Origin of the sequence: Kosakonia radicincitans DSM 16656 (assembly GCF_000280495.2) — a bacterium.
GTDB classification, from domain to species: domain Bacteria; phylum Pseudomonadota; class Gammaproteobacteria; order Enterobacterales; family Enterobacteriaceae; genus Kosakonia; species Kosakonia radicincitans.
This window is the reverse complement of the sequence record NZ_CP018016.1, coordinates 2225289-2246182: the sequence shown is the minus strand read 5'-3', so window position 1 is coordinate 2246182 and position 20894 is coordinate 2225289. Positions and strand designations below refer to the sequence as shown.

At 52.0% G+C, this 20894-nt stretch carries 21 protein-coding genes, 1 pseudogene and 1 riboswitch; of the genes and pseudogenes, 9 read left to right on the top strand and 13 right to left on the bottom strand.

Annotated features, from left to right (window positions below; all coding sequences use genetic code 11):
- Position 1 precedes the first annotated feature (1 nt).
- Complete coding sequence (yoaE, locus tag Y71_RS10995; RefSeq protein ID WP_007371639.1) at positions 2 to 1561, bottom strand: CNNM family cation transport protein YoaE; 1560 nt, start codon at positions 1559 to 1561, stop codon at positions 2 to 4.
- Positions 1549 to 1707, bottom strand: a complete 159-nt coding sequence (locus Y71_RS31095) for a protein YoaL (protein ID WP_405055677.1) — start codon at positions 1705 to 1707, stop codon at positions 1549 to 1551. The genes yoaE and Y71_RS31095 overlap by 13 nt, the downstream gene beginning before the upstream one ends.
- Positions 1708 to 2019: 312 nt before the next feature.
- On the opposite strand from Y71_RS31095, the gene manX reads away from it, so the two are divergent.
- The 5 genes from manX (at position 2020) to mntP (ending at position 6176) form a co-directional block, all read left to right on the top strand.
- A complete protein-coding gene (manX, locus tag Y71_RS10990) occupies positions 2020 to 2988 on the top strand; it encodes a PTS mannose transporter subunit IIAB (protein WP_007371638.1) in 969 nt (322 codons plus the stop codon).
- Between the two features lie 63 nt (positions 2989 to 3051).
- Positions 3052 to 3852, top strand: coding sequence for a PTS mannose/fructose/sorbose transporter subunit IIC (locus Y71_RS10985; protein ID WP_007371637.1), 801 nt, complete (start codon positions 3052 to 3054; stop codon positions 3850 to 3852).
- A gap of 12 nt (positions 3853 to 3864) precedes the next feature.
- Positions 3865 to 4716, top strand: coding sequence for a PTS mannose transporter subunit IID (locus Y71_RS10980; protein ID WP_007371636.1), 852 nt, complete (start codon positions 3865 to 3867; stop codon positions 4714 to 4716).
- A 56-nt stretch (positions 4717 to 4772) separates the two neighbouring features.
- On the top strand, positions 4773 to 5231 hold the full coding sequence (locus Y71_RS10975; protein ID WP_007371635.1) for a DUF986 family protein: 459 nt from the start codon (positions 4773 to 4775) through the stop codon (positions 5229 to 5231).
- 196 nt (positions 5232 to 5427) lie between these two features.
- Positions 5428 to 5603: riboswitch (yybP-ykoY riboswitch) on the top strand.
- 6 nt (positions 5604 to 5609) lie between these two features.
- On the top strand, positions 5610 to 6176 hold the full coding sequence (gene mntP / locus Y71_RS10970) for a manganese efflux pump MntP (protein WP_007371634.1): 567 nt from the start codon (positions 5610 to 5612) through the stop codon (positions 6174 to 6176).
- Here mntP and rlmA read toward each other — a convergent pair.
- The 6 genes and pseudogenes from rlmA to mgrB form a co-directional block, all read right to left on the bottom strand.
- Entirely contained in the window at positions 6173 to 6988 is an 816-nt protein-coding gene (gene rlmA, locus Y71_RS10965; RefSeq protein WP_007371633.1) for a 23S rRNA (guanine(745)-N(1))-methyltransferase, read from the bottom strand. The genes mntP and rlmA overlap by 4 nt on opposite strands.
- Before the next feature lie 141 nt (positions 6989 to 7129).
- Positions 7130 to 7339, bottom strand: coding sequence for a transcription antiterminator/RNA stability regulator CspE (gene cspE / locus Y71_RS10960; protein WP_001062678.1), 210 nt, complete (start codon positions 7337 to 7339; stop codon positions 7130 to 7132).
- 12 nt (positions 7340 to 7351) lie between these two features.
- Positions 7352 to 7493, bottom strand: a pseudogene (locus tag Y71_RS29985) (DUF2627 domain-containing protein).
- A 511-nt stretch (positions 7494 to 8004) separates the two neighbouring features.
- Complete coding sequence (locus Y71_RS10955) at positions 8005 to 8994, bottom strand: MBL fold metallo-hydrolase (RefSeq protein ID WP_007371632.1); 990 nt, start codon at positions 8992 to 8994, stop codon at positions 8005 to 8007.
- Positions 8995 to 9011: 17 nt separating this feature from the next.
- Complete coding sequence (locus Y71_RS10950; RefSeq protein ID WP_007371631.1) at positions 9012 to 9302, bottom strand: YebO family protein; 291 nt, start codon at positions 9300 to 9302, stop codon at positions 9012 to 9014.
- Between the two features lie 77 nt (positions 9303 to 9379).
- The gene (gene mgrB / locus Y71_RS10945) at positions 9380 to 9523 is read right to left on the bottom strand and encodes a PhoP/PhoQ regulatory lipoprotein MgrB (protein ID WP_007371630.1); all 144 of its coding nucleotides are present in this window, start codon (positions 9521 to 9523) and stop codon (positions 9380 to 9382) included.
- Between the two features lie 161 nt (positions 9524 to 9684).
- On the opposite strand from mgrB, the gene Y71_RS10940 reads away from it, so the two are divergent.
- Positions 9685 to 9924 carry a YobH family protein gene (locus Y71_RS10940; RefSeq protein ID WP_007371629.1) on the top strand — a complete coding sequence of 80 codons (240 nt, stop codon included), beginning with the start codon at positions 9685 to 9687 and terminating at the stop codon, positions 9922 to 9924.
- 48 nt (positions 9925 to 9972) lie between these two features.
- On the opposite strand, the gene kdgR is transcribed toward Y71_RS10940, so the two are convergent.
- Positions 9973 to 10764 carry a DNA-binding transcriptional regulator KdgR gene (kdgR, locus tag Y71_RS10935; protein WP_007371628.1) on the bottom strand — a complete coding sequence of 264 codons (792 nt, stop codon included), beginning with the start codon at positions 10762 to 10764 and terminating at the stop codon, positions 9973 to 9975.
- 202 nt (positions 10765 to 10966) lie between these two features.
- Between kdgR and Y71_RS10930 the strand changes: the two genes are divergently transcribed.
- Positions 10967 to 12337, top strand: coding sequence for an MFS transporter (locus Y71_RS10930; protein WP_007371627.1), 1371 nt, complete (start codon positions 10967 to 10969; stop codon positions 12335 to 12337).
- An 80-nt stretch (positions 12338 to 12417) separates the two neighbouring features.
- On the opposite strand, the gene htpX is transcribed toward Y71_RS10930, so the two are convergent.
- From htpX to Y71_RS10910, 4 genes are all read right to left on the bottom strand, one after another.
- Positions 12418 to 13299 carry a protease HtpX gene (htpX, locus tag Y71_RS10925; protein ID WP_007371626.1) on the bottom strand — a complete coding sequence of 294 codons (882 nt, stop codon included), beginning with the start codon at positions 13297 to 13299 and terminating at the stop codon, positions 12418 to 12420.
- A gap of 193 nt (positions 13300 to 13492) precedes the next feature.
- Positions 13493 to 15541: a carboxy terminal-processing peptidase gene (gene prc, locus Y71_RS10920; RefSeq protein ID WP_007371625.1), complete on the bottom strand. Its 2049-nt coding sequence runs from the start codon at positions 15539 to 15541 to the stop codon at positions 13493 to 13495.
- A gap of 19 nt (positions 15542 to 15560) precedes the next feature.
- The gene (gene proQ / locus Y71_RS10915) at positions 15561 to 16247 is read right to left on the bottom strand and encodes an RNA chaperone ProQ (protein WP_007371624.1); all 687 of its coding nucleotides are present in this window, start codon (positions 16245 to 16247) and stop codon (positions 15561 to 15563) included.
- Positions 16248 to 16343: 96 nt separating this feature from the next.
- Positions 16344 to 16841: a GAF domain-containing protein gene (locus tag Y71_RS10910; protein WP_007371623.1), complete on the bottom strand. Its 498-nt coding sequence runs from the start codon at positions 16839 to 16841 to the stop codon at positions 16344 to 16346.
- A gap of 132 nt (positions 16842 to 16973) precedes the next feature.
- Here Y71_RS10910 and yebS point away from each other — a divergent pair, with 132 nt between their 5' ends.
- Both yebS and Y71_RS10900 read left to right on the top strand, forming a co-directional pair.
- Positions 16974 to 18257, top strand: a complete 1284-nt coding sequence (gene yebS, locus Y71_RS10905; protein WP_007371622.1) for a membrane integrity lipid transport subunit YebS — start codon at positions 16974 to 16976, stop codon at positions 18255 to 18257.
- A complete protein-coding gene (locus tag Y71_RS10900) occupies positions 18226 to 20859 on the top strand; it encodes a PqiB family protein (RefSeq protein ID WP_007371621.1) in 2634 nt (877 codons plus the stop codon). Before yebS ends, Y71_RS10900 begins: the two co-directional genes overlap by 32 nt.
- The last annotated feature ends 35 nt before the right edge of the window (positions 20860 to 20894 follow it).

Genomic DNA, 20894 nt, shown 5'->3' with positions numbered 1-20894 from the left:
ATCACTCCTCTTCGTCGTGTTCTGGCTGCTCTTTAACAATGCGTACCAGATCCACACGATAGTCGTTGGCTTCGATGACGGTAATGTGTAACGGCGCGATTTCCAGCACTTCGCCCGCCGGAGGGATTTGCCCTTTGGCGGAGATAACCAGACCGGCCACTGTCGCAACATCCTCGTCGTCATTGACCAGGTTATCAATGCCGAGCGTATGCTGTAACGCATGCAAATCGGTGGTGCCTTTCACCAACCAACCGTCGCCATCAGCCACGATTTCCGGCGTTTCATCCGCATCAGGGAACTCACCGGCAATCGCTTCCAGCACGTCCAGCGGCGTGACCAACCCCTGCACCATACCAAACTCGTTCGTTACAATCACAAAGCTGCCGCGCGCCCGGCGCAACACCGCCAGCAGTTTGATAGGATCCAGCGTTTCCGGCACCACAATTGCCGGGCTGGCCGCAGCGATAGCGGCGACATCAGCCCCCTCTTCCAGCGCCACCAGCATCTCTTTCGCGCGAACAATACCGATGACTTCATCCAGCTCGCCACGACATACCGGGAACAGGCTGTGCGGTGACGAGAGCAGTTGCTGACGGATCTGATCAACACTCAGGTTGGCATCCACCCAACTGATATCACCACGCGGCGTCATGATACTGCGCAGCGAACGGGACGCCAGCGTCAACACGCCGTTTATCATATAACGTTCTTCTTCAGCAAATGCGCCTTCCGGCACCGGCACCGTGGCCTGGCTATCGGTTTCGATTTGCGGGCTTGCCTGGCGACGACCGCCCATCAGACGCAAAATGGCATCGGCTGTACGCGCACGCAGCGGTAAATTCGACTGATGGCGAATAAAGTTACGTCGGGCAACCTGGTTGAAAAACTCAATGATGATGGAGAAACCAATCGCGGCGTACAAATAGCCTTTCGGAATATGGAAACCAAAGCCTTCGGCCACCAGACTCAGGCCGATCATCAGCAAGAAGCTCAGACAGAGCACGACGACCGTCGGATGTTGGTTAACAAAACGCGTTAGCGGTTTCGATGCCAGCAGCATCACCGCCATCGCGATAATAACTGCCGCCATCATAACCGGCAAATGGTTCACCATACCAACAGCGGTGATAACAGCATCCAGCGAGAAAACGGCATCAAGAATAACAATTTGCAGGACCACCACCCAGAAACTGGCATAGCCTTTTCCGTGCCCGCCATCATGTTCGCGGTTTTCCAGCCGTTCATGCAGCTCCGTTGTAGCTTTGAACAGCAGGAACACACCACCAAAAAGCATGATCAAATCGCGGCCGGAGAAGTTGAAACTGCCCACCGAGAAAAGCGGTTGGGTCAGGGTCACCATCCATGAGATCAGCGACAACAGGCCAAGGCGCATTACCAGCGCGAGCGACAAACCGAGCAGGCGTGCTTTATCACGCTGTTTGGGCGGTAGTTTGTCGGCAAGGATGGCAATAAACACCAGGTTATCAATACCCAGTACGATTTCCAGAACAACCAGCGTTAACAATCCCGCCCATATCGAGGGATCCATTAAGAATTCCATGACAGGCTCCTGCAACAAACGTGACTCAATGATGTGCGAGTATGCACAGGCATGATGGCATTGAACATATTAGGAAAGTGGCGGAAAACGCCGGAATGCGCGGCACTGAAAGGCCTTAAGGTGAACTGACGTCGGTGACGGTCCATACGGTGGGCTACGGCCCTTTACTCCTGACTAATTAAACGAACGGTAAACATAACAGAGAGCATTTATTGTTGGCAAAGATTTACCAGACTTTGCAAATTATGTGGATATTTTGCGCTCCGAAATTTCATCAACGCGAAACCTAAATTACGGATCTTCATCACATAAATTATTTTTTCACTATCTAAAATAATTCACGACGGAAATTAGTCTTTTGCTTTAACCCTTATATCTGAATCGATTCGGTTTACCGGGACAGATTCCACAATACACCTATTAACGGTGTGTTAACGACAAGAAGAAGGAGGTAGCAAGTGACCATTGCTATTGTTATAGGCACACATGGTTGGGCCGCGGAACAACTGCTGAAAACCGCCGAAATGCTGCTGGGCGAGCAGGATAACGTCGGTTGGATTGATTTCGTTCCCGGTGAAAATGCGGAAACGTTAATCGAAAAATACAACGCGCAACTGGAGAAACTGGAAACCAGCAAAGGCGTGCTATTTCTCGTCGATACATGGGGCGGTAGTCCGTTTAACGCTGCCAGCCGTATTGTCGTCGATAAAGAGCATTACGAAGTCATTGCCGGCGTAAACGTTCCGATGCTGGTGGAAACACTGATGGCCAGGGACGATAACCCGACCTTCGACGAACTGGTGGCGTTAGCCGTCGAAACAGGACGTGAGGGGGTGAAAGCCCTGAAAGCGCAACCTGTTGAAAAACCGACTCCTGCTTCTGCTCCTGCGGCGGCAAAAGCAGCAGCGCCTGCGAAGCCAATGGGTCCGAATGATTACATGGTTATCGGCCTTGCGCGCATCGATGACCGTCTGATCCACGGCCAGGTGGCAACTCGCTGGACCAAAGAGACCAACGTCACGCGCATTATCGTCGTCAGTGATGAAGTGGCAGCGGATACCGTACGTAAGACCCTGTTAACCCAGGTTGCCCCTCCCGGCGTAACTGCGCATGTCGTGGATGTCGCAAAAATGCTGCGCGTCTACAACAACCCAAAATATGCGGGTCAACGCGTCATGTTGTTATTCACTAACCCGACCGATGTGGAACGCGTTGTTGAAGGCGGTGTGAAAATCACCAGCGTCAATATTGGCGGTATGGCGTATCGCCAGGGCAAAACCCAGGTGAACAACGCTGTTTCGGTCGATGAGAAAGATATCGCAGCATTTAAAAAACTGAACGAACGCGGCATCGAACTGGAAGTCCGTAAAGTTTCAAACGATCCGAAACTGAAAATGATGGATTTGATCAGCAAAGTGGCGAACTAACCGCGGCGGCCTGATTAACTCAGTTTTCACACTTACGTCTGATTTAGCTATAGGAGAAGTACAATGGAGATTACCACTCTTCAGATTGTGCTGGTGTTCGTGGTTGCATGTATCGCCGGTATGGAGTCGATACTGGACGAATTCCAGTTCCACCGTCCGTTGGTGGCATGTACGCTGGTGGGTATCGTCCTGGGTGATATGAAAACGGGTATTATCATCGGTGGTACCCTGGAAATGATCGCGCTGGGCTGGATGAACATCGGTGCCGCGGTTGCCCCCGATGCCGCGCTGGCGTCCATCATTTCAACCATTCTGGTCATTGGCGGGCATCAGAGCATCGGGGCCGGTATCGCGCTGGCCATCCCGCTGGCCGCTGCGGGCCAGGTGTTGACCATTATCGTTCGTACCATCACCGTAGGCTTCCAGCATGCGGCGGATAAGGCGGCTGAAAGCGGCAACCTGACCGCGCTCTCGTGGATCCACGTCTCTTCCCTGTTCCTGCAAGCCATGCGTATCGCCATTCCGGCGGTAATTGTCGCCATCTCTGTCGGCACCAGTGAAGTACAAAGCATGCTGAACGCCATTCCTGAAGTAGTGACCAGCGGTCTGAATATCGCCGGCGGCATGATTGTGGTTGTAGGTTATGCAATGGTCATCAACATGATGCGTGCAGGCTACCTGATGCCGTTCTTCTACCTCGGCTTTGTAACCGCCGCCTTTACCAACTTCAACCTGGTAGCGCTGGGTGTTATCGGTGCGGTAATGGCGATTCTCTACATTCAGCTCAGCCCGAAATATAACCGCTCCGCAGGTGGCCCTGCTCCGGCGGCGGGTAATAACGATCTTGATAACGAACTGGATTAACAGGTGAACGACATGGTTGATATGACTAAAACTCCGACTGAGAAAAAACTCACCCAGAGTGACATTCGTGGTGTGTTCATTCGTTCTAACCTGTTCCAGGGTTCATGGAACTTCGAACGTATGCAGGCGCTGGGCTTCTGTTTCTCAATGGTACCGGCTATTAAACGCCTTTACCCTGAAAATAACGAAGCGCGCCGCCAGGCAATTAAGCGTCACCTCGAATTCTTCAACACCCATCCGTACGTGGCCGCGCCGGTACTCGGCGTTACGCTGGCAATGGAAGAGCAGCGTGCTAACGGCGCGGAGATCGACGATGGTGCGATCAACGGTATTAAAGTGGGTCTGATGGGGCCGCTGGCCGGTGTGGGCGACCCGATCTTCTGGGGAACCGTACGTCCGGTATTTGCGGCACTGGGCGCGGGTATTGCCATGAGCGGCAGCCTGCTCGGGCCATTGCTGTTTTTTGTCCTCTTTAATATTGTCCGCCTGGCGACACGCTATTACGGCGTGGCGTACGGTTACCGTAAAGGTATCGACATCGTTAAAGATATGGGTGGCGGCTTCCTGCAGAAACTGACCGAGGGGGCGTCAATCCTCGGCCTGTTTGTCATGGGCGCCCTGGTGAACAAGTGGACACACGTTAACATTCCAATGGTTGTATCGCAGATCACCGACCAGACCGGTAAAACGACGGTGACTACTGTACAGACCATTCTCGACCAGTTGATGCCGGGTCTGGTGCCTCTGCTGTTAACCTTCGCCTGTATGTGGCTGCTGCGTAAGAAAGTAAACCCGCTGTGGATTATCGTCGGGTTCTTTATCATCGGGATTGTAGGTTACGCGATTGGCCTGTTGGGCCTGTAACCGGGTATGTGTTAACCGGGGGCTTACCGCCCCCGGTTTTTATTTAAGGAGGAACAATGACTGTTACGGATAGCGTTCTGCTGGCGTTTGTCGCCGCCCTGTTTGCTTTCGCCATCTATGACGAATTCGTTATGCCACGTCGTCAGGGCACATCGCTGCTGACCGTTCCCCTGCTACGCAGAAGCCGCACTGATGGCGCTATTTTCGTCGGCTTGCTGGCGATCCTGATCTATAACAACACGATTAATGGCGGTTCCTCTTTAACGTTGTGGTTATTATCTGCGCTGGCATTGCTCGGTATTTATCTTTTTTGGATCCGCTCACCGAAAATCATCTTTAAAGAGTGCGGCTTTTTCTTTGCCAATGCCTGGATCGAATATAACCGTATTAAAGAGATGAATTTATCGGAAGATGGTGTGTTGGTCATGCAATTAGAACAGCGACGCTTGCTTATCCGCGTGCGAAATATCGACGACCTTGAGAAAATCTATAAGGTTATCGTTAATACTCAATAAGTTAAGATATAGCAAAATCTATATTTACCCGCATAAAAAATAAGCTATTTTATAGCCATTGCTATATTCAGGTGAAAATTTACTTATATTTATTAACGTTATTTTCACCTATAAATCTAAATGCAAATCGTTATCAACTAGTTACCGGAATTATATTTTTCGGTTGTTGTTTTATATTCTCAAAATATGTTAAGGTTCGTCCGTCGTTGGGGAGTAGCCGATTTCCGCTTATCCGGAAATGTACGTGTCAACATACTCGTTGCAAAACGTGGCGCGTACGGACTGAGTCTTTTTCAGTCAGGCGAGACCATTGGCACATTAACTGCTGTTTACTGGGGGCAGTGATGTGTTTATGGAATTCCCGGTCAGGACGTCACGATGAATCTCTCCGCCACTCTTCTTCTCGCTTTTGGCATGTCCATGGATGCTTTTGCTGCTTCCATCGGCAAAGGCGCGACGCTGCATAAACCTAAATTCTCTGAAGCTCTGCGCACGGGTCTTATTTTCGGCGCCATTGAAACGCTGACGCCGCTCATCGGCTGGGGCCTCGGTATGCTGGCAACCCAGTTTGTGCTGGAGTGGAATCACTGGGTCGCGTTTGTGCTGCTGGTGTTTCTTGGCGGGCGCATGATTATTGAAGGCGTGCGCGGCGATGACGGTTGCGAAGTGGAAACGCCGCATCGTCATGGTTTCTGGCTGCTGGTCACGACAGCCATTGCCACCAGTCTGGACGCAATGGCTGTGGGCGTCGGTCTGGCTTTCCTGCAGGTTAATATTATCGCCACCGCGCTGGCGATTGGTTGTGCAACGCTGATTATGTCGACGCTCGGGATGATGGTTGGTCGTTTTATCGGCCCACTGCTGGGCAAACGGGCCGAAATTCTTGGCGGTATTGTGCTGATTGGCATTGGCACACAGATCCTGTGGAGCCACTTCGCCGGTTAATCTTCCCGCTGTAAGCAGTGAATACTGAAATCCGTCTGGCAGCGGAAGCATTCCGTTGCCGCTAATTTTTCCCATACTTCCGGCTTCGCCCGCCATGCAAATGGCGTCATCTGTAGCAAAGCCACCGCTTCCTGACCGGTAAGGCTCATCTCATAAGCCAGCGCGCGAGTTTCTACTACTTTAAACCCTTCCATTGCTCCCGCGTTTTCAGCATGTAGTTTTACTTCGTCGTAGATTAACCCTTTCAGTTCCAGCAAATGACGAGGCCCAGGAGCAGCAGTAATAACAACACCACCGGGCTTGATTACACGCACCAGTTCTTCCGCTTTACAGGGAGCATAGATGCGAACCAGAGCGTCTATGCTCTTATCTTCAAACGGCAGACGATGGCTGGAAGCCACACAAAACATAACCTGCGGATAGCGTTTTGCCGCCGCGCGGATCGCGGCCCTGGAGACATCCAGCCCAAACGTTTTTGCGCCGTGGTGTCTGGCTATCGCAGCAAAGGCCTGAGTGTAATACCCTTCCCCGCAGCCAATATCCAGTATCGCGTCGGCCTGCTCTGGCAATCTGGCCTGTAACAGAACGCCGATGGCATCCCGCAGCGGCTGATAGTGCCCCTCATCCAGGAATGCACGACGCGCCTGCATCATCTCTGCGCTATCGCCGGGATCGCGGGAACGTTTATGCTGTACCGGCAACAGATTCACATAACCTTCTTTCGCCAGATCGAACTGATGACGCTGCGGACAAACGAAGGCACTCTCGCGACGCTGTAAAGGCGAGTGACAGAGCGGGCAACTGAAAGGCATAAAAACTCCGGAGGGTATTTCTCAAAGGGCGAAAGTGTACCGCCATTTGTCGCACGAGGAAATTAAAAAGCCCCGCACAAGTGCGAGGCTTTATGGCTGACTTTAACGCGCGAAGCGCGTACAAGCTCAGAGGTGTCGAAATCAGATAGCAGTTACGTTAACTGCAGCCGGGCCTTTCTGACCGTCCTGAATTTCAAACTCAACGTTCTGGCCTTCAGCCAGAGTTTTGAAGCCGTTACCCTGGATTGCAGAGAAGTGTACGAATACATCTTTGCTGCCGTCTGCCGGAGTAATGAAACCAAAACCTTTAGACTCGTTGAACCACTTAACTTGACCTTTAATCTTTGCCATTTGCAAAATTCCTTAATGTATATACTTCGCCCGCAGGCATTGACTGAGAAAACTGAGACATTACTGCTTGAGGCACTAATATAAGGTTCGGCAGAGAAGCTGTATTCAACGAAACGTGTTTACTCAGGACTTCTTTACTGAAAATGCCACACATAAACAGAACTGTACCTCGATTGACCCAAAACGTGTTATCACACAATATGTAAATTATGGCAAGCCATTTTTAAACATGTCTGGATCCGCCGCACAAATTCTAAGGTTATCAAAGCTTCTTCTGCACTTTTATGCATTACGATGAACGCTATAGCAGTCACCAGGCCCTTATCCTCATGCATCGACAATAGCTGATTTTTCACCATTGCTCAACAGGTTCCATGTGCTCAAACAAGCCACAATATGTCTATGCATATAGCGTATATCATAAGAACTTTTTACGCATAGTTATGCTTTTTTATCGTCCAGGACGATTCTTAAACTATTAAGACAACAGAGGAAACTATTTACCTGGTTTACTCTGGATAGTTGTTGTGCAAATAAGCTTTGCCCTGCACCAAAATAATGAATTTATGATGACATTGCCTCATAAAAAGGCAATAAAAACGTTTCGATAAAAATAAAACAGTGTCATTTAAAAAACACAATACTTTTGGAACGAAGCGGGTGTATTAACCGAGGGATAAATACTGACCGATTTTCAGGATTCTAAAGTTATCATTATCCGTTGCCGCTTCGCTTAATGACAGCTGCAATTCCTTTACCGGTTGATCCAGGGATTCATCAGCCAGTTCAAACACGCCCCAATGGACTGGAAATGCCAGCGGACTGCCCAATTGTTGCCATAGCGCGACAGCACTTTGCGGATCCATATGGTTAATCGACATAAACCAGCGCGGCGCATAAGCGCCTACCGGTAATGCGACGACATCCAGCGTACCTAAACGCTGTGGAATAGTGAGCAACTCCGGAGTGTATCCCGTATCACCTGCAAACCAGAACCGCCCTTTTGCTGATTCAACCACCCAACCGCACCATAATGAACGGTTGCGGTCCCATAGTGTTCGCATGCTCCAATGTTGTGCAGGCACTGCCGTATAGACCATTCCCTGAAATGTCACACTTTGCCACCAGTCCAGTTCCGTTACGTGTCTTGCGCCCAGGCGGCGGATCAGCACTGCCAACCCAAGCGGGACGAAGAACTGCACGTCAGGGAAACGGCGCAAAAGCGCGCGCAGCGTCCACGTATCCAGATGATCATAATGATTATGGGAAATCAGGATCGCATCCAGTTGTGGAACATCTTCAATGGCAAGCGCAAGCGGCGTACGTCGCTGCGGGCCGGCAAAACGGACAGGAGAAGCACGGTGGGAGAAGACAGGATCGGTCAGAAGGTATTGCCCCTGAAGGCGTAACAAAATACTGGCATGACCCAGCCACCACAAACCGTCGCTGTCGCCAGTGATTTCCACTTTTTGCCACCACTGCTCGATAAAACGGGCATAGCCATCAGCGGGAGGACGGGGAAGCCCAGCGGCCTTGCGCTCATTGCGCCAGCGCTTAACGTCACCGGGTTGATGTTCGACGGGCGTCGTATTGATGAACCCATCAGGGGAGTGATGAGAAAGTGCAGGATTATACCAGGGGTTTTTCCAGACCATCTCATCCTCCTGCGTCGTTAGCGTTCAGCCACCAGACGGATGAAATCCTCATCCTCTTCTTTTTCCTGCTCTTTGGCAGGCACAGTTTGCGGTTCTTTTTCTGGCTCGTTAGATTCACACAAACGGCGCAACAATGCATTTTGCCGTTTTTGCTGATCCAGCAGCGCTTCAAGCAGCTCAATCTGCTCATTTGTACGCGAGCTGGCGCGATTGATAAAGAACCAAAGAACCAGCCCGACCAGCAGAACCACCAAAGAAACAACAATAGACGCAATATTAAGCGCGCCCGAATTTATGACTTCGTTCATTTCACCACCTCATGTTGACGCGACATTTTACCACTGGCGTCAAGGAAGGAAATCATTCACTGAGAAATTACCATTCATTACCAGGGGATGAATTTATTGACGATGCAGATTCCGCTGAAAAATTGTACATCCTGATCGCACATCACGTTAAGCATTTGAGTCCAGAGCAGCAGGCAGCCTACCAGCACGACAATCAGGATCAGCCACTTATATTTTCTCACTCCACTCTCCAGTACATTGTCAGGTGTAACCAGGTTAGCATGGCAACATTAAACCGCGACTAACTGTATCTCTATTCGCGATTTTTCGGAATGCATGACTTGTTTCAGTCAGTGAATCAGGTAGCTTTAAGATATGATTTAGTGTGAAGCAAGGAGCTGATATGCGAACACTTATTCGCGCCGTTATCGTTGTTGCGCTGCTGTGGATTGGGCTTCTGCTGAGCGGTTATGGTGTGCTGATTAGCAGTCACGAAAATGCTGGTGGGCTGGGATTACAATGTAAATATGTAACAGCGCGTGGCACCAGTACCGCACAATATGTACATTCAGACAATGGTTTTTTCGGGCTGGCAAATTGCCCTCTGATACGTAAAAGCGACACCGTTATCGACAACGGCTAGCATCGGGACAAAAAAACCGCCATGTCGGCGGTTTTTTTCTTTCGTTTGTCAGAACGGATACTGGTTATAACCCATCTGTTCTGAAATTTTGCGTGCAGCCTGATGAAGCATGGCCACATATTCATGCAGGCGCTCTTCAGAGAAACGCAGCGTCGGGAAAGAGATACTCAGACCGGCAATAACCACGCCAAAACGGTCGAAAACCGGTACGCCAATGCAGCGCAGGCCTTCTTCCTGTTCCTCATTATCTTCGCCGTAGCCTTGTTCACGCACAACATCCAGCATCGGCAGGAGATCTTCGGTGCTGGTAATCGTACGATCGGTGCTGCGCTTATATTCAACCCCTTCAAGGATCTGCTTAACCTCTTCACGATCGCGCCATGCCAGCAGCACTTTACCGATAGCGGTACTGTACAGCGGGTTGCGGCGACCAATGCGAGAGTACATGCGCAAGTTATACATCGAATCAATTTTATGGATGTAAACAATGCTGTCCTCATCAAGTGCGCCGAGGTGGATGGTCTCTTTCGTCAGACGAGAGAGCTCACGCATCTGGATATCCGCACTGCGGATCAGATCCACGTTTTGCAAAGCACGTGCGCCAAGCTCGAACAGCTTAAGCGTCAGGGAATATTTTTCAGATTCCCCTTCCTGCGCAACATAGCCTAATGATTTCATTGTTTGCAAAAAGCGATAGACGGTGCTTTTCGACATCATGACACGCTGCGACAGCTCGGTGATGCCGATTTCACGCTCTTCGCCGAGCGCCTGCAGAATGCCAAATACCTTCAATACTGAAGAGACAGAATCTGGCTGCTTGTCCAAATCTGCGATAGCCATTAATCACCTCATCGCGTGTGTTTTATAAAATTCAGAATCGGTTTTTATTATAAATTCGTCGCTCAGTCGCCGCAATGCACGTTTGTCAACTTCGTTACAATTCTGCGACATAAAGCCCGTTACAAATCTGCGACATAAAGCCGGAATGCAGATGATAGAATCATTATACAAATAACTGTGTGACATTAACCCTGAAATTTTTATGGATAAATCACCTCTGGACGGGCTCCCCGTTCCACTGCGCTACGGCGCAGTGTTGACCATTGTTATTGGTATTGCTATGGCAGTGCTTGATGGGGCTATTGCTAACGTCGCGTTGCCAACCATTGCACGCGATCTCAACGCTTCACCCGCAAGTTCTATCTGGATTGTTAACGCTTACCAGATTGCGATCGTGGTCTCCCTGCTCACACTCTCTTTTCTCGGCGACATGTTTGGTTACCGTCGGGTTTATCAGTGTGGCCTGGTACTGTTCACTCTCACTTCCCTGCTCTGCGCACTCTCTGACTCATTACTGACATTAACACTGGCGCGTGTGGCGCAAGGGTTTGGCGGTGCGGCGCTGATGAGCGTGAATACTGCGCTCATTCGTCTCATCTACCCGCACCGTAGCCTCGGGCGCGGTATGGGGATCAACTCTTTTGTGGTGGCGGTTTCATCGGCGGCGGGGCCGACAATCGCCGCCGCCATTCTCTCCGTGGCTTCCTGGCAGTGGTTATTCCTGATTAACGTACCGCTCGGCATTATTGCTTTACTGCTGGCAATTAAATTTTTACCACCGAATGCAGCTCGCACTTCAAAGCCCAAATTCGATCTGCCAAGCGCTGTAATGAATGCATTAACATTTGGCTTATTGATTACCGCGCTGAGCAGTTTTGCTCAGGGGCAATCAACCACACTCGTGGCGGCCGAGATTGTAGCATTGCTGATCATCGGCGGGTTCTTTGTACGCCGACAACTGCGGCTGCCAGTGCCACTTCTGCCAGTCGACTTACTGCGCATTCCACTTTTTTCGCTCTCTATCGGCACGTCAGTCTGCTCGTTCTGCGCGCAAATGCTGGCGCTGGTGTCCCTGCCCTTCTTTTTGCAAACCGTACTTGGGCGTAGTGAAGTAGAAACAGGCCTGTTGCTGACGCCATGGCCGCTGGCAACGATGGTTATGGCGCCGCTGGCCGGTTACCTGATTGAGCGCGTGCATGCCGGGTTACTGGGTGCTTTAGGGCTGGTGATGATGGCATGCGGGCTTTTCGCACTTGCGCTTCTCCCGGGATCACCGGCAGATATCGATATCATCTGGCGTATGGCGCTGTGTGGTGCCGGTTTTGGTTTGTTCCAGTCGCCAAACAACCACACAATTATCACCGCTGCGCCGCGTCAGCGCAGCGGTGGCGCTAGTGGGATGCTCGGTACGGCACGGTTGCTGGGACAAAGCTCCGGTGCCGCGCTGGTGGCATTAATGTTCAACATGTTTAACACCCACGGCACGCATGTTTCATTGTTGCTGGCAGGGACGCTGGCTACCGTAGCGGCCATCATCAGCGGACTGCGGATCTCACAGCCGAAAGCAGAGTAATCAATCATCATCTCCCCAGGGGTTTAGGGATGATAAAAAAAGCGCGCCAGTTGGCGCGCTTTGTAGTTCCTGCCGCTGCGTTATTTCAGATACTCACCAGAACGCAGCGCTTCAATACGTTTGTCCAGCGGTGGGTGCGTCATGAACAGCTCGCTCAGCGATTTAGATTTACCGTTGATGCAAAACGCCATCATGCTGCTCGCCTCCTGCGGCTCATAACTGGTTTTCAGACGCTGCAACGCAGCAATCATTTTCTCGCGGCCAACCAGTTTTGCAGAACCGGCATCGGCATGGAACTCGCGATAGCGAGAGAACCACATGGTAATAATGCTGGCCAGAATACCGAACACCAGCTCCAGTACGGTTGCGACCACGAAGTAGATCATCGGATTGCCGTTGCTCTCTTCGCCATCATCACGATTGCCGCTGAGAAACCCGGCTGCGACCTGGGCGATAATACGCGAAATGAAGATCACGAAGGTGTTCACGATCCCCTGAATCAGTGTCATTGTCACCATATCACCGTTGGCAATATGGCTAATTTCGTGGGCAATCACCGCTTCAGCTTCGTCGCGGCTCATGTTCTGCAACAACCCGGTGCTGACTGCCACCAGTGAAGCATCACGGCGCGCGCCGGTCGCAAAGGCGTTAATATCCGGTGCGTGATAAATGGCGACCTGAGGCATGGCGATGCCCGCCTGGCGAGCCTGTTGCGCCACGGTATCCATCAACCAGCGTTCCATGTCGTTACGCGGCTGTTCGATCACTTCACCACCTACAGATTTCAGCGCCATCCATTTCGACATCAACAGCGAAATGAACGAGCCACCAAAACCAAACAGCAGCGCCATAATCATCAAGCCCTGAACGCTGCTCGACTGAATGCCCGTCAGGCTAAGCACCAGGCCGAACACCAACATCACGGCCAGGTTAGTCAACAGGAAGAGCGCGATTCGCATCATAATTTTCTTTTAACCTCAACTTAACAAAACGCACAATGCGGTTACCCACATCGTATGGGTATACGCGCCATTTTCAAGCATCAGGGTGTTGTAAGTCACCAGAAAGACACAACTTTACATTTTGTAGCATAACGCTTACGCCAGTAAGGATGTGTTAAAAAAACAGGCACAATTTCTTGTGCCTGTATGGAGATTACTTCGCGGGGGCGGGGTCTTCCGCTGGCCGATCTTTTTCCTCATGAGCCAGGTCAAGAGCAATATGTACCGTCTCGTCGAGGTACGGATCCGGCTCCTGGTAATCCTTCGGCAGATCATCCAGTTTTTTCAGCAACGGCTTACCTTCTCGCTTGAAGCGGTCATTGAGGCGCGAAAGACGAATTGCATCATCTTCGGCGTTCTCTTTCTCACGCTGCGCCAGATTGAGCGATACGATATTACGTTTATCTTTCAGGGCATTGAAACGCGCAATGTCCTTCATGATGTACTGGAACTCAGGATCTTTCGCAATACGCTCTTCATGTTCCTTCAGCAACGTCGGTCCGAACGGTTTCAAATCACCGGACTTCACAAAGGTGGCAGCATTGATGCTGTCCCACGGCAGTGCATTGTCTTCGAATTTTTCCCCGGTCTCCGTCACCTGCGTGCCGGTCGGCATAATAATATCCGGCGTCACGCCTTTGCGCTGCGTACTGCCACCGTTAACGCGATAGAATTTCTGGATGGTATATTGCACCGAACCCAACGCAGGCCACTCAGGACGCAGCATCTGATCGTAAATACGGTTAAGCGAGCGGTACTGCTGAACGGTGCCTTTACCGAAAGTCGGTTCGCCAACAATCAACGCGCGACCATAATCCTGCATCGCCGCCGCAAAGATTTCCGACGCCGAGGCGCTAAAGCGGTCAACCAGCACCACCAGCGGGCCTTTATAATAGACCACGCCGTCCGTATCGCTGTCTTCGCGCACTTTGCCGTTATTATCGCGCACCTGCACAATCGGGCCGGACGGAATAAACAGGCCGGAAAGCGATACCGCTTCCGTCAGCGCACCGCCGCCATTACTGCGCAAATCAATAACCACGCTGCTGACGTTCTGTTTTTCCAGTTTTTGCAGTTGCGCTTTAACATCATCAGTTAGCCCAACATAGAAGCCCGGAATATCCAGTACGCCCACTTTCTCTTTGCCGACCGTCTTCACGGACATTTTCACCGCCCGGTCTTCCAGACGAATGCGTTCGCGCGTCAACGTCACAATGCGCGTCTTCGTCCCCTTACCTGCTGGCAAGATTTCGAGGCGCACTTTGCTGCCTTTTGGCCCTTTAATCAGCGCCACCACATCGTCAAGACGCCAGCCAATGACATCGACCATGTTCTGCCCGGTCTGGCCGACACCAACAATGCGATCGCCAACGGTAATCGCTTTGCTTTTCGCCGCCGGACCACCCGCCACCATCGAGTTGATGACGGTGTAATCATCGTCGCCCTGCAACACTGCGCCAATACCTTCAAGCGAGAGGCTCATTTCAGTATTGAATTGCTCAGTATTACGCGGTGAGAGGTAATTGGTATGCGGATCGATCTCACGGGCGAATGAGGTCATTGCCAGCGAGAACACATCTTCGCTATTGGTCTGCGCCAGGCGTCGAATCGCAAATTTATAGCGACGAGTCAGCGTCTCACGGATCTCTTTATCATCTTTCCCGGTGAGTTTCAGGCTCAGCTCATCATACTTAACTTTGCTGTCCCACAGCGCGTTCAGCTCCGCCTCATCTTTCGGCCACGGCGCTTTGCTGCGATCTAAGTTGAAGGTGTCGTTGCCGCTGAAATCCATCGGACGTTCCAGTACTTTCAACGCGTACTGATAACGTTCAAATCGACGCTTTTGCGCCAGATTGTACAGGTCGTAGAAGACGTCCAGTTTTCCGCTGCGCAGCTCATCGCCGAGCACGCCTTTCTTTTGCGAAAACTGCTCAACATCGCTGGCCAGCAGCACATTGTGGCTGTAGTCGAGCAGGTTGAGGTAACGGGTAAAGATCTTCGCGGAGAAAGCTTGATCCAAATCGAACTGGCGGTAGTGGGAACGGGTAAAACGTGAGGTAACCCGTTCACTCACCGTCGCGTGCTGAGTCTCTTCCTTCAAAATCGGAATTTGATCGGCACGGGTGATATCTTCCACAGCCAGTGCATGGCCTGTTACGAATAACAGACCCGCTAACGCTGTGCGCTTAAACAAAGTGTTCATGCCAGGCCAGGCCTCCGTTTCAGAACAATAAATGTTCTGCGCGTACGATCATCGACATACCCGAGCTAAGCTGTACGCGAACGCCATCTTTGGTGATTTCCAGCACCGTAGCATCCATCGCATTGTTCCCCGCTTTCACCTTCAGGTTCTGGCCCACGCTCAGTACAGATAAATCCGAAACAGGAGTATGGCGCTCTTCCTGCTGCTGCACCCGTGGCGTTTTCGCGACAGGTTTATCAGCGCGAGGTTTGCGCTCGGCACCCTCTTTACGACGCGGAGCCGGACGGGCTTTGCGTTCGCGACGCGGTGCGTCTTCCTGACCCGCAGCAGCGGCAGCTTCTCGTTTTTTAGCTTGCTGTTCAGCGCGTTGCGCCTGAACACGCGCTTTGGCTTCTTCAAGCTGCTTGCGAGCGTGCTCTACGTGTTGCTCATCCAGCACGCCGCAGGCGTTGCCGTCGAGATCGACGCGAGCCGCGCCGGCTTTGATACCGTACAGGTAACGCCAGCTTGAAGTATAAAGACGTAAAGCAGAACGAAGTTGGGTTTTGCTGAGATTCATCTCACCCTCAACGCGCTCAACCAGATCCTGAAAAATACCAATTTTCAGGGGACGTGCTTCACCTTCAGCACTGAAACAGTGAGGAAAGCGTTCGGCCAAAAAAGCGATAACTTCTTTACTGCTATTCAACTTAGGTTGATTTTCCATGAAATTTCCTGATTACAACGGACGTTGCCAACAAGCGCAGGCATGAACAGGCGTCATTATAATGACGCATTCAGTAAATGCTACGTTATCCGCTGATTATCCTGCGACGGTGGCAAAGATTTTTTGATAATCGGTCGCCGCGAGGACATTTTCCAGATGTGAAACCAGCTCGCTCAGCCCTTGTTCATCCTCAGCCGTGAAGCGAGAGAAGACGACGCTATCGATATCCAGTACACCAATAATCTGATTATTCACCGTGACAGGCAGTACGATTTCGGCGTTGCTGGCGGCATCACAAGCAATGTGTCCGTCAAATTGATGAACATCTTCCACGCGCTGCACACGCGCTTGCGCCACAGCCGTTCCGCAAACACCCCGACCGACCGGGATACGAACGCAGGCGATTTTGCCCTGGAACGGCCCTAACACCAGCGTGTCGCCTTCCAGCAGGTAAAAACCGGCCCAGTTCACGCCTTCAAGACGTTCAAACAACAGCGCACTGGTATTCGCCAGCGTAGCTAAAAAACTGGTTTCACCTGCCATTAACGCCTGAAAATCGCGATTAAGATCCGCGTAAAATTCTGTTTTGTTCATTACCTGACCATTTTGCTGTCTAACTTTGAGAAACTGCTTAGCCTATTAAAATAAGCATTAAATGCGTTGATGCTCAAGATGTTCCATTCATGAGTTAAGATAGTTTTATTCAAACCTTTTCTGAAGCATGCAATGGCTCTCAAGATACAACGCATCACACCTGCCAAAAAAATTGCCGTTCATCAGGTCGGTGAAGCTCTGCCCCGCGCACATTATCAGCGCTGCCCGCAATGCGATACGCTTTTTGCGTTACCGGTTATGAAATCGCACCAAAGTGCATTTTGCCCCTGCTGTGATGCGAAAGTCCGCGACGGTCGCGACTGGTCATTAACCCGCCTCGGCGCCATGGCCATCACGATGATTTTACTGATGCCCTTCGCCTGGGGCGAACCGCTACTGCATCTCTACTTACTCGGTGTGCGTATCGATGCCAACCTGCTGCAGGGGATCTGGCAAATGACTATGCAGGGCTCGCCGCTCACCGCTGCCATGGTGCTTTTTTGCAGCGTTGGCGCGCCGCTGGTACTGGTGACAGCTATCGCCTATTTATGGCTTGGCAACATTCTGGGAATGAACCTGCGCCCGGTGCTATTAATGCTGGAGAAGCTCAAAGAGTGGGTCATGCTGGATATCTATCTGGTCGGCGTCGGTGTCGCCTCCATCAAAGTGCAGGATTACGCCTTCCTGCAGCCAGGGATTGGGCTGTTTGCTTTTGGCTCTCTGGTCGTTCTCAGCATCATGACGTTAATCCATCTCAATGTGGAGCAACTCTGGGAGCGGTTCTATCCTCAACGGCCCGCAAAACGGCCGGATCCGAAGCTGGAAGTGTGTCTGGGCTGCCATTTCACCGGTTTCCCTGATATTCGGGGGCGCTGCCCACGTTGCCACATTCCGCTTACCCATCGACGCAAGCAGAGCCTGCAAAAATGCTGGGCGTCGCTGATTGCCTCTCTTATTTTGCTGTTCCCGGCGAACCTGCTGCCGATTTCAATAATTTACGTGAATGGTTCTCGTCAGGAGGATACCATTCTCTCCGGCATTATTTCGCTCGCACACAGCAATGTCGCGGTGGCTGGCGTGGTATTTATCGCCAGTATTCTGGTGCCGTTTACCAAGGTGATTGTGCTGTTTACACTGCTTGTCAGCATCCATTTTAAATTTGAACAGGGGTTACGCACTCGCATTCTGTTACTGCGTTTCGTGACGTGGATTGGGCGCTGGTCGATGCTCGATCTGTTTGTCATTTCATTGATGATGTCACTGATTAATCGCGACCAGCTACTCGCTTTTACCATGGGACCAGCCGCGTTTTATTTCGGCGCGGCGGTAATTTTGACTATTCTTGCTGTGGAATGGCTGGACAGCCGCTTACTTTGGGATGCACATGAGTCAGGAAACCCCCGCTTCGCCGACTGAAGCGCGAATTAAAACGAAACGGCGTATTTCGCCGTTCTGGCTGTTACCGGTTATCGCCCTGTTGATTGCAGGCTGGCTTATCTGGAGCAGCTACGAAGATCGCGGCAATACCATTACCATCGATTTTATGTCGGCTGACGGCATCGTCGCCGGGCGCACGCCGGTGCGCTATCAGGGCGTCGAGGTCGGGACTGTCCAGGACATTCGTCTCAGCGACGATCTGAAAAAAATCGAAGTGCGCGCCAGTATCAAATCGAATATGAAGGATGCGCTGCGCAACGAAACGCAGTTCTGGCTGGTCACGCCCAAAGCCTCGCTGGCGGGAATTTCCGGCCTTGATGCGCTGGTCGGTGGCAACTATATCGGCATGATGCCAGGCAAGGGCGACCCGCAGGATCACTTCACCGCGCTGGATACGCAGCCGAAATACCGGCTGAACAACGGCGAATTGATGATTCATCTGCACGCGCCGGATCTCGGGGCGCTGAACAGCGGTTCGCTGGTCTATTTCCGCAAAATCCCGGTCGGCCGCGTTTACGACTATTCGATCAACACCAATAAACAGGGCGTCACCATCGACGTGCTGATCGAGCGTCGCTTCACTAATCTGGTGAAAAAAGGCAGCCGCTTCTGGAATGTCTCCGGCGTGAAAGCCGATGTCAGTCTGAGCGGCGCGAAAGTGCAGCTTGAAAGCCTGGCGGCGCTGGTCAACGGCGCGATCGCTTTTGACTCTCCGGATGAATCACAGCCAGCGGTTCAGGATGATGAGTACGGCTTATACGAAGATTTAGCGCACAGCCAACGCGGCGTGCTGGTGAAGCTCGACCTGCCAGGCGGCCAGGGGCTGAAGGCCGGATCGACACCGCTGATGTATCAGGGGCTGGAAGTGGGTCAATTGACTAAAATCGACCTCAATCCGGGAGGGACGGTCAGCGGTGAAATGACCGTCGATCCGAGCGTGGTCAATTTGCTACGCGACAATACCCGTATCGAAATGCGTAACCCCAAAATTTCGCTCAGCGATACCAATCTCAGCTCGCTGCTGACCGGCAGTACGCTGGAGCTGATACCAGGCGAAGGCCAGCCGCGCAATCAATTTGTCGTGTTGCCAGCGGATAAAAACCTGTTGCAGGAGCCGGGGGTGATTACCCTGACACTTACCGCGCCGGAAAGCTATGGCATCGATGCCGGGCAACCGCTGGTGCTGCATGGTGTCAAAGTCGGCCAGGTGCTGGAGCGTAAACTGACGAATCAGGGCGTAACCTTTGCCATCGCTATCGATCCGCAATATGGCGACCTGGTCCACGGCGACAGTAAATTCGTGGTGAACAGCCGCATCGATGTCAAGGTCGGGCTGGATGGCGTTGAGTTTCTCGCTGCCAGCGCCAACGAATGGATAAACGGAGGCATCCGCATTTTGCCCGGAGTGAAAGGCGAAATGAAAAAGAGCTATCCGCTGTTTGCTAACCTCGATAAAGCGCTGGAAAACAGCCTCAGCGATCTGCCCACCACGACGTTGACGCTGACAGCGGACACCCTGCCGGACGTACAGGCCGGTTCGGTCGTTCTCTATCGCAAGTTTGAAGTGGGTGAAGTGATTACCGTACGCCCGCGCGCCAATGCCTTTGATATCGATCTGCATATCAAACCGGAATATCGCGATTTGCTGACCAGCAACAGCGTCTTCTGGGCAGAGGGCGGTGCGAAAGTGCAGCTTAATGGCAGCGGGCTGACGGTTCAGGCTTCTCCCCTTTCCCGAGCCATCAAAGGCGCCATCAGCTTTGACAACCTGAGCGGCGCGAACCGGGAACTGAAAAAGGGCGAGAAGCGTCAGCTTTATGCCTCAGAAACCGCGGCTCGCGCTGTCGGCGGGCAAATCACGCTGCATGCATATGATGCCGGGAAACTCGCGGCGGGCATGCCGATCCGTTATCTGGGCATCGATATCGGCCAGGTCCAGGATCTGCGCCTGATCACCGATAAAAATGAAGTGCAGGCCAGCGCGGTACTCTATCCGGAATATGTACGCAACTTTGCGCGCAACGGTTCGCGTTTCTCGGTGATCACTCCACAAATATCGGCGGCGGGCGTCGAGCATCTGGATACGTTGTTGCAGCCTTATATCAACGTCGAACCGGGCCGGGGCGATATGCGCCGCGACTTTGAAATTTCAGAAGCGACGATCACCGACTCCCGCTATCTCGATGGGCTGAACATTATCGTTGAAGCGCCGGAAGTGGGCTCAATGAATATCGGCACGCCGGTGCTGTTTCGCGGAATCGAGGTAGGTACAGTGACCGGAATGACGCTGGGCACCTTGTCGGATCGCGTTATGGTGGCCATGCGCATCAGCAAAAACTATCAGCATCTGGTGCGTAACAACACGGTATTCTGGCTGGCTTCCGGTTATACGCTGGATTTCGGTCTGGTCGGCGGCGTCGTCAAAACCGGGACATTCAATCAGTTCATTCGCGGTGGTATTGCTTTCGCCACGCCGCCGGAAACGCCGCTGGCGCCGAAAGCGCAGCCGGGTAAACACTTCCTGCTGCTGGAAAGCGAGCCAAAAGAGTGGCGCGAATGGGGCACTGCCCTTCCCCGCTAACCCTGCCTGCTCCGGCGTGTTTGCGCCGGAGCCTT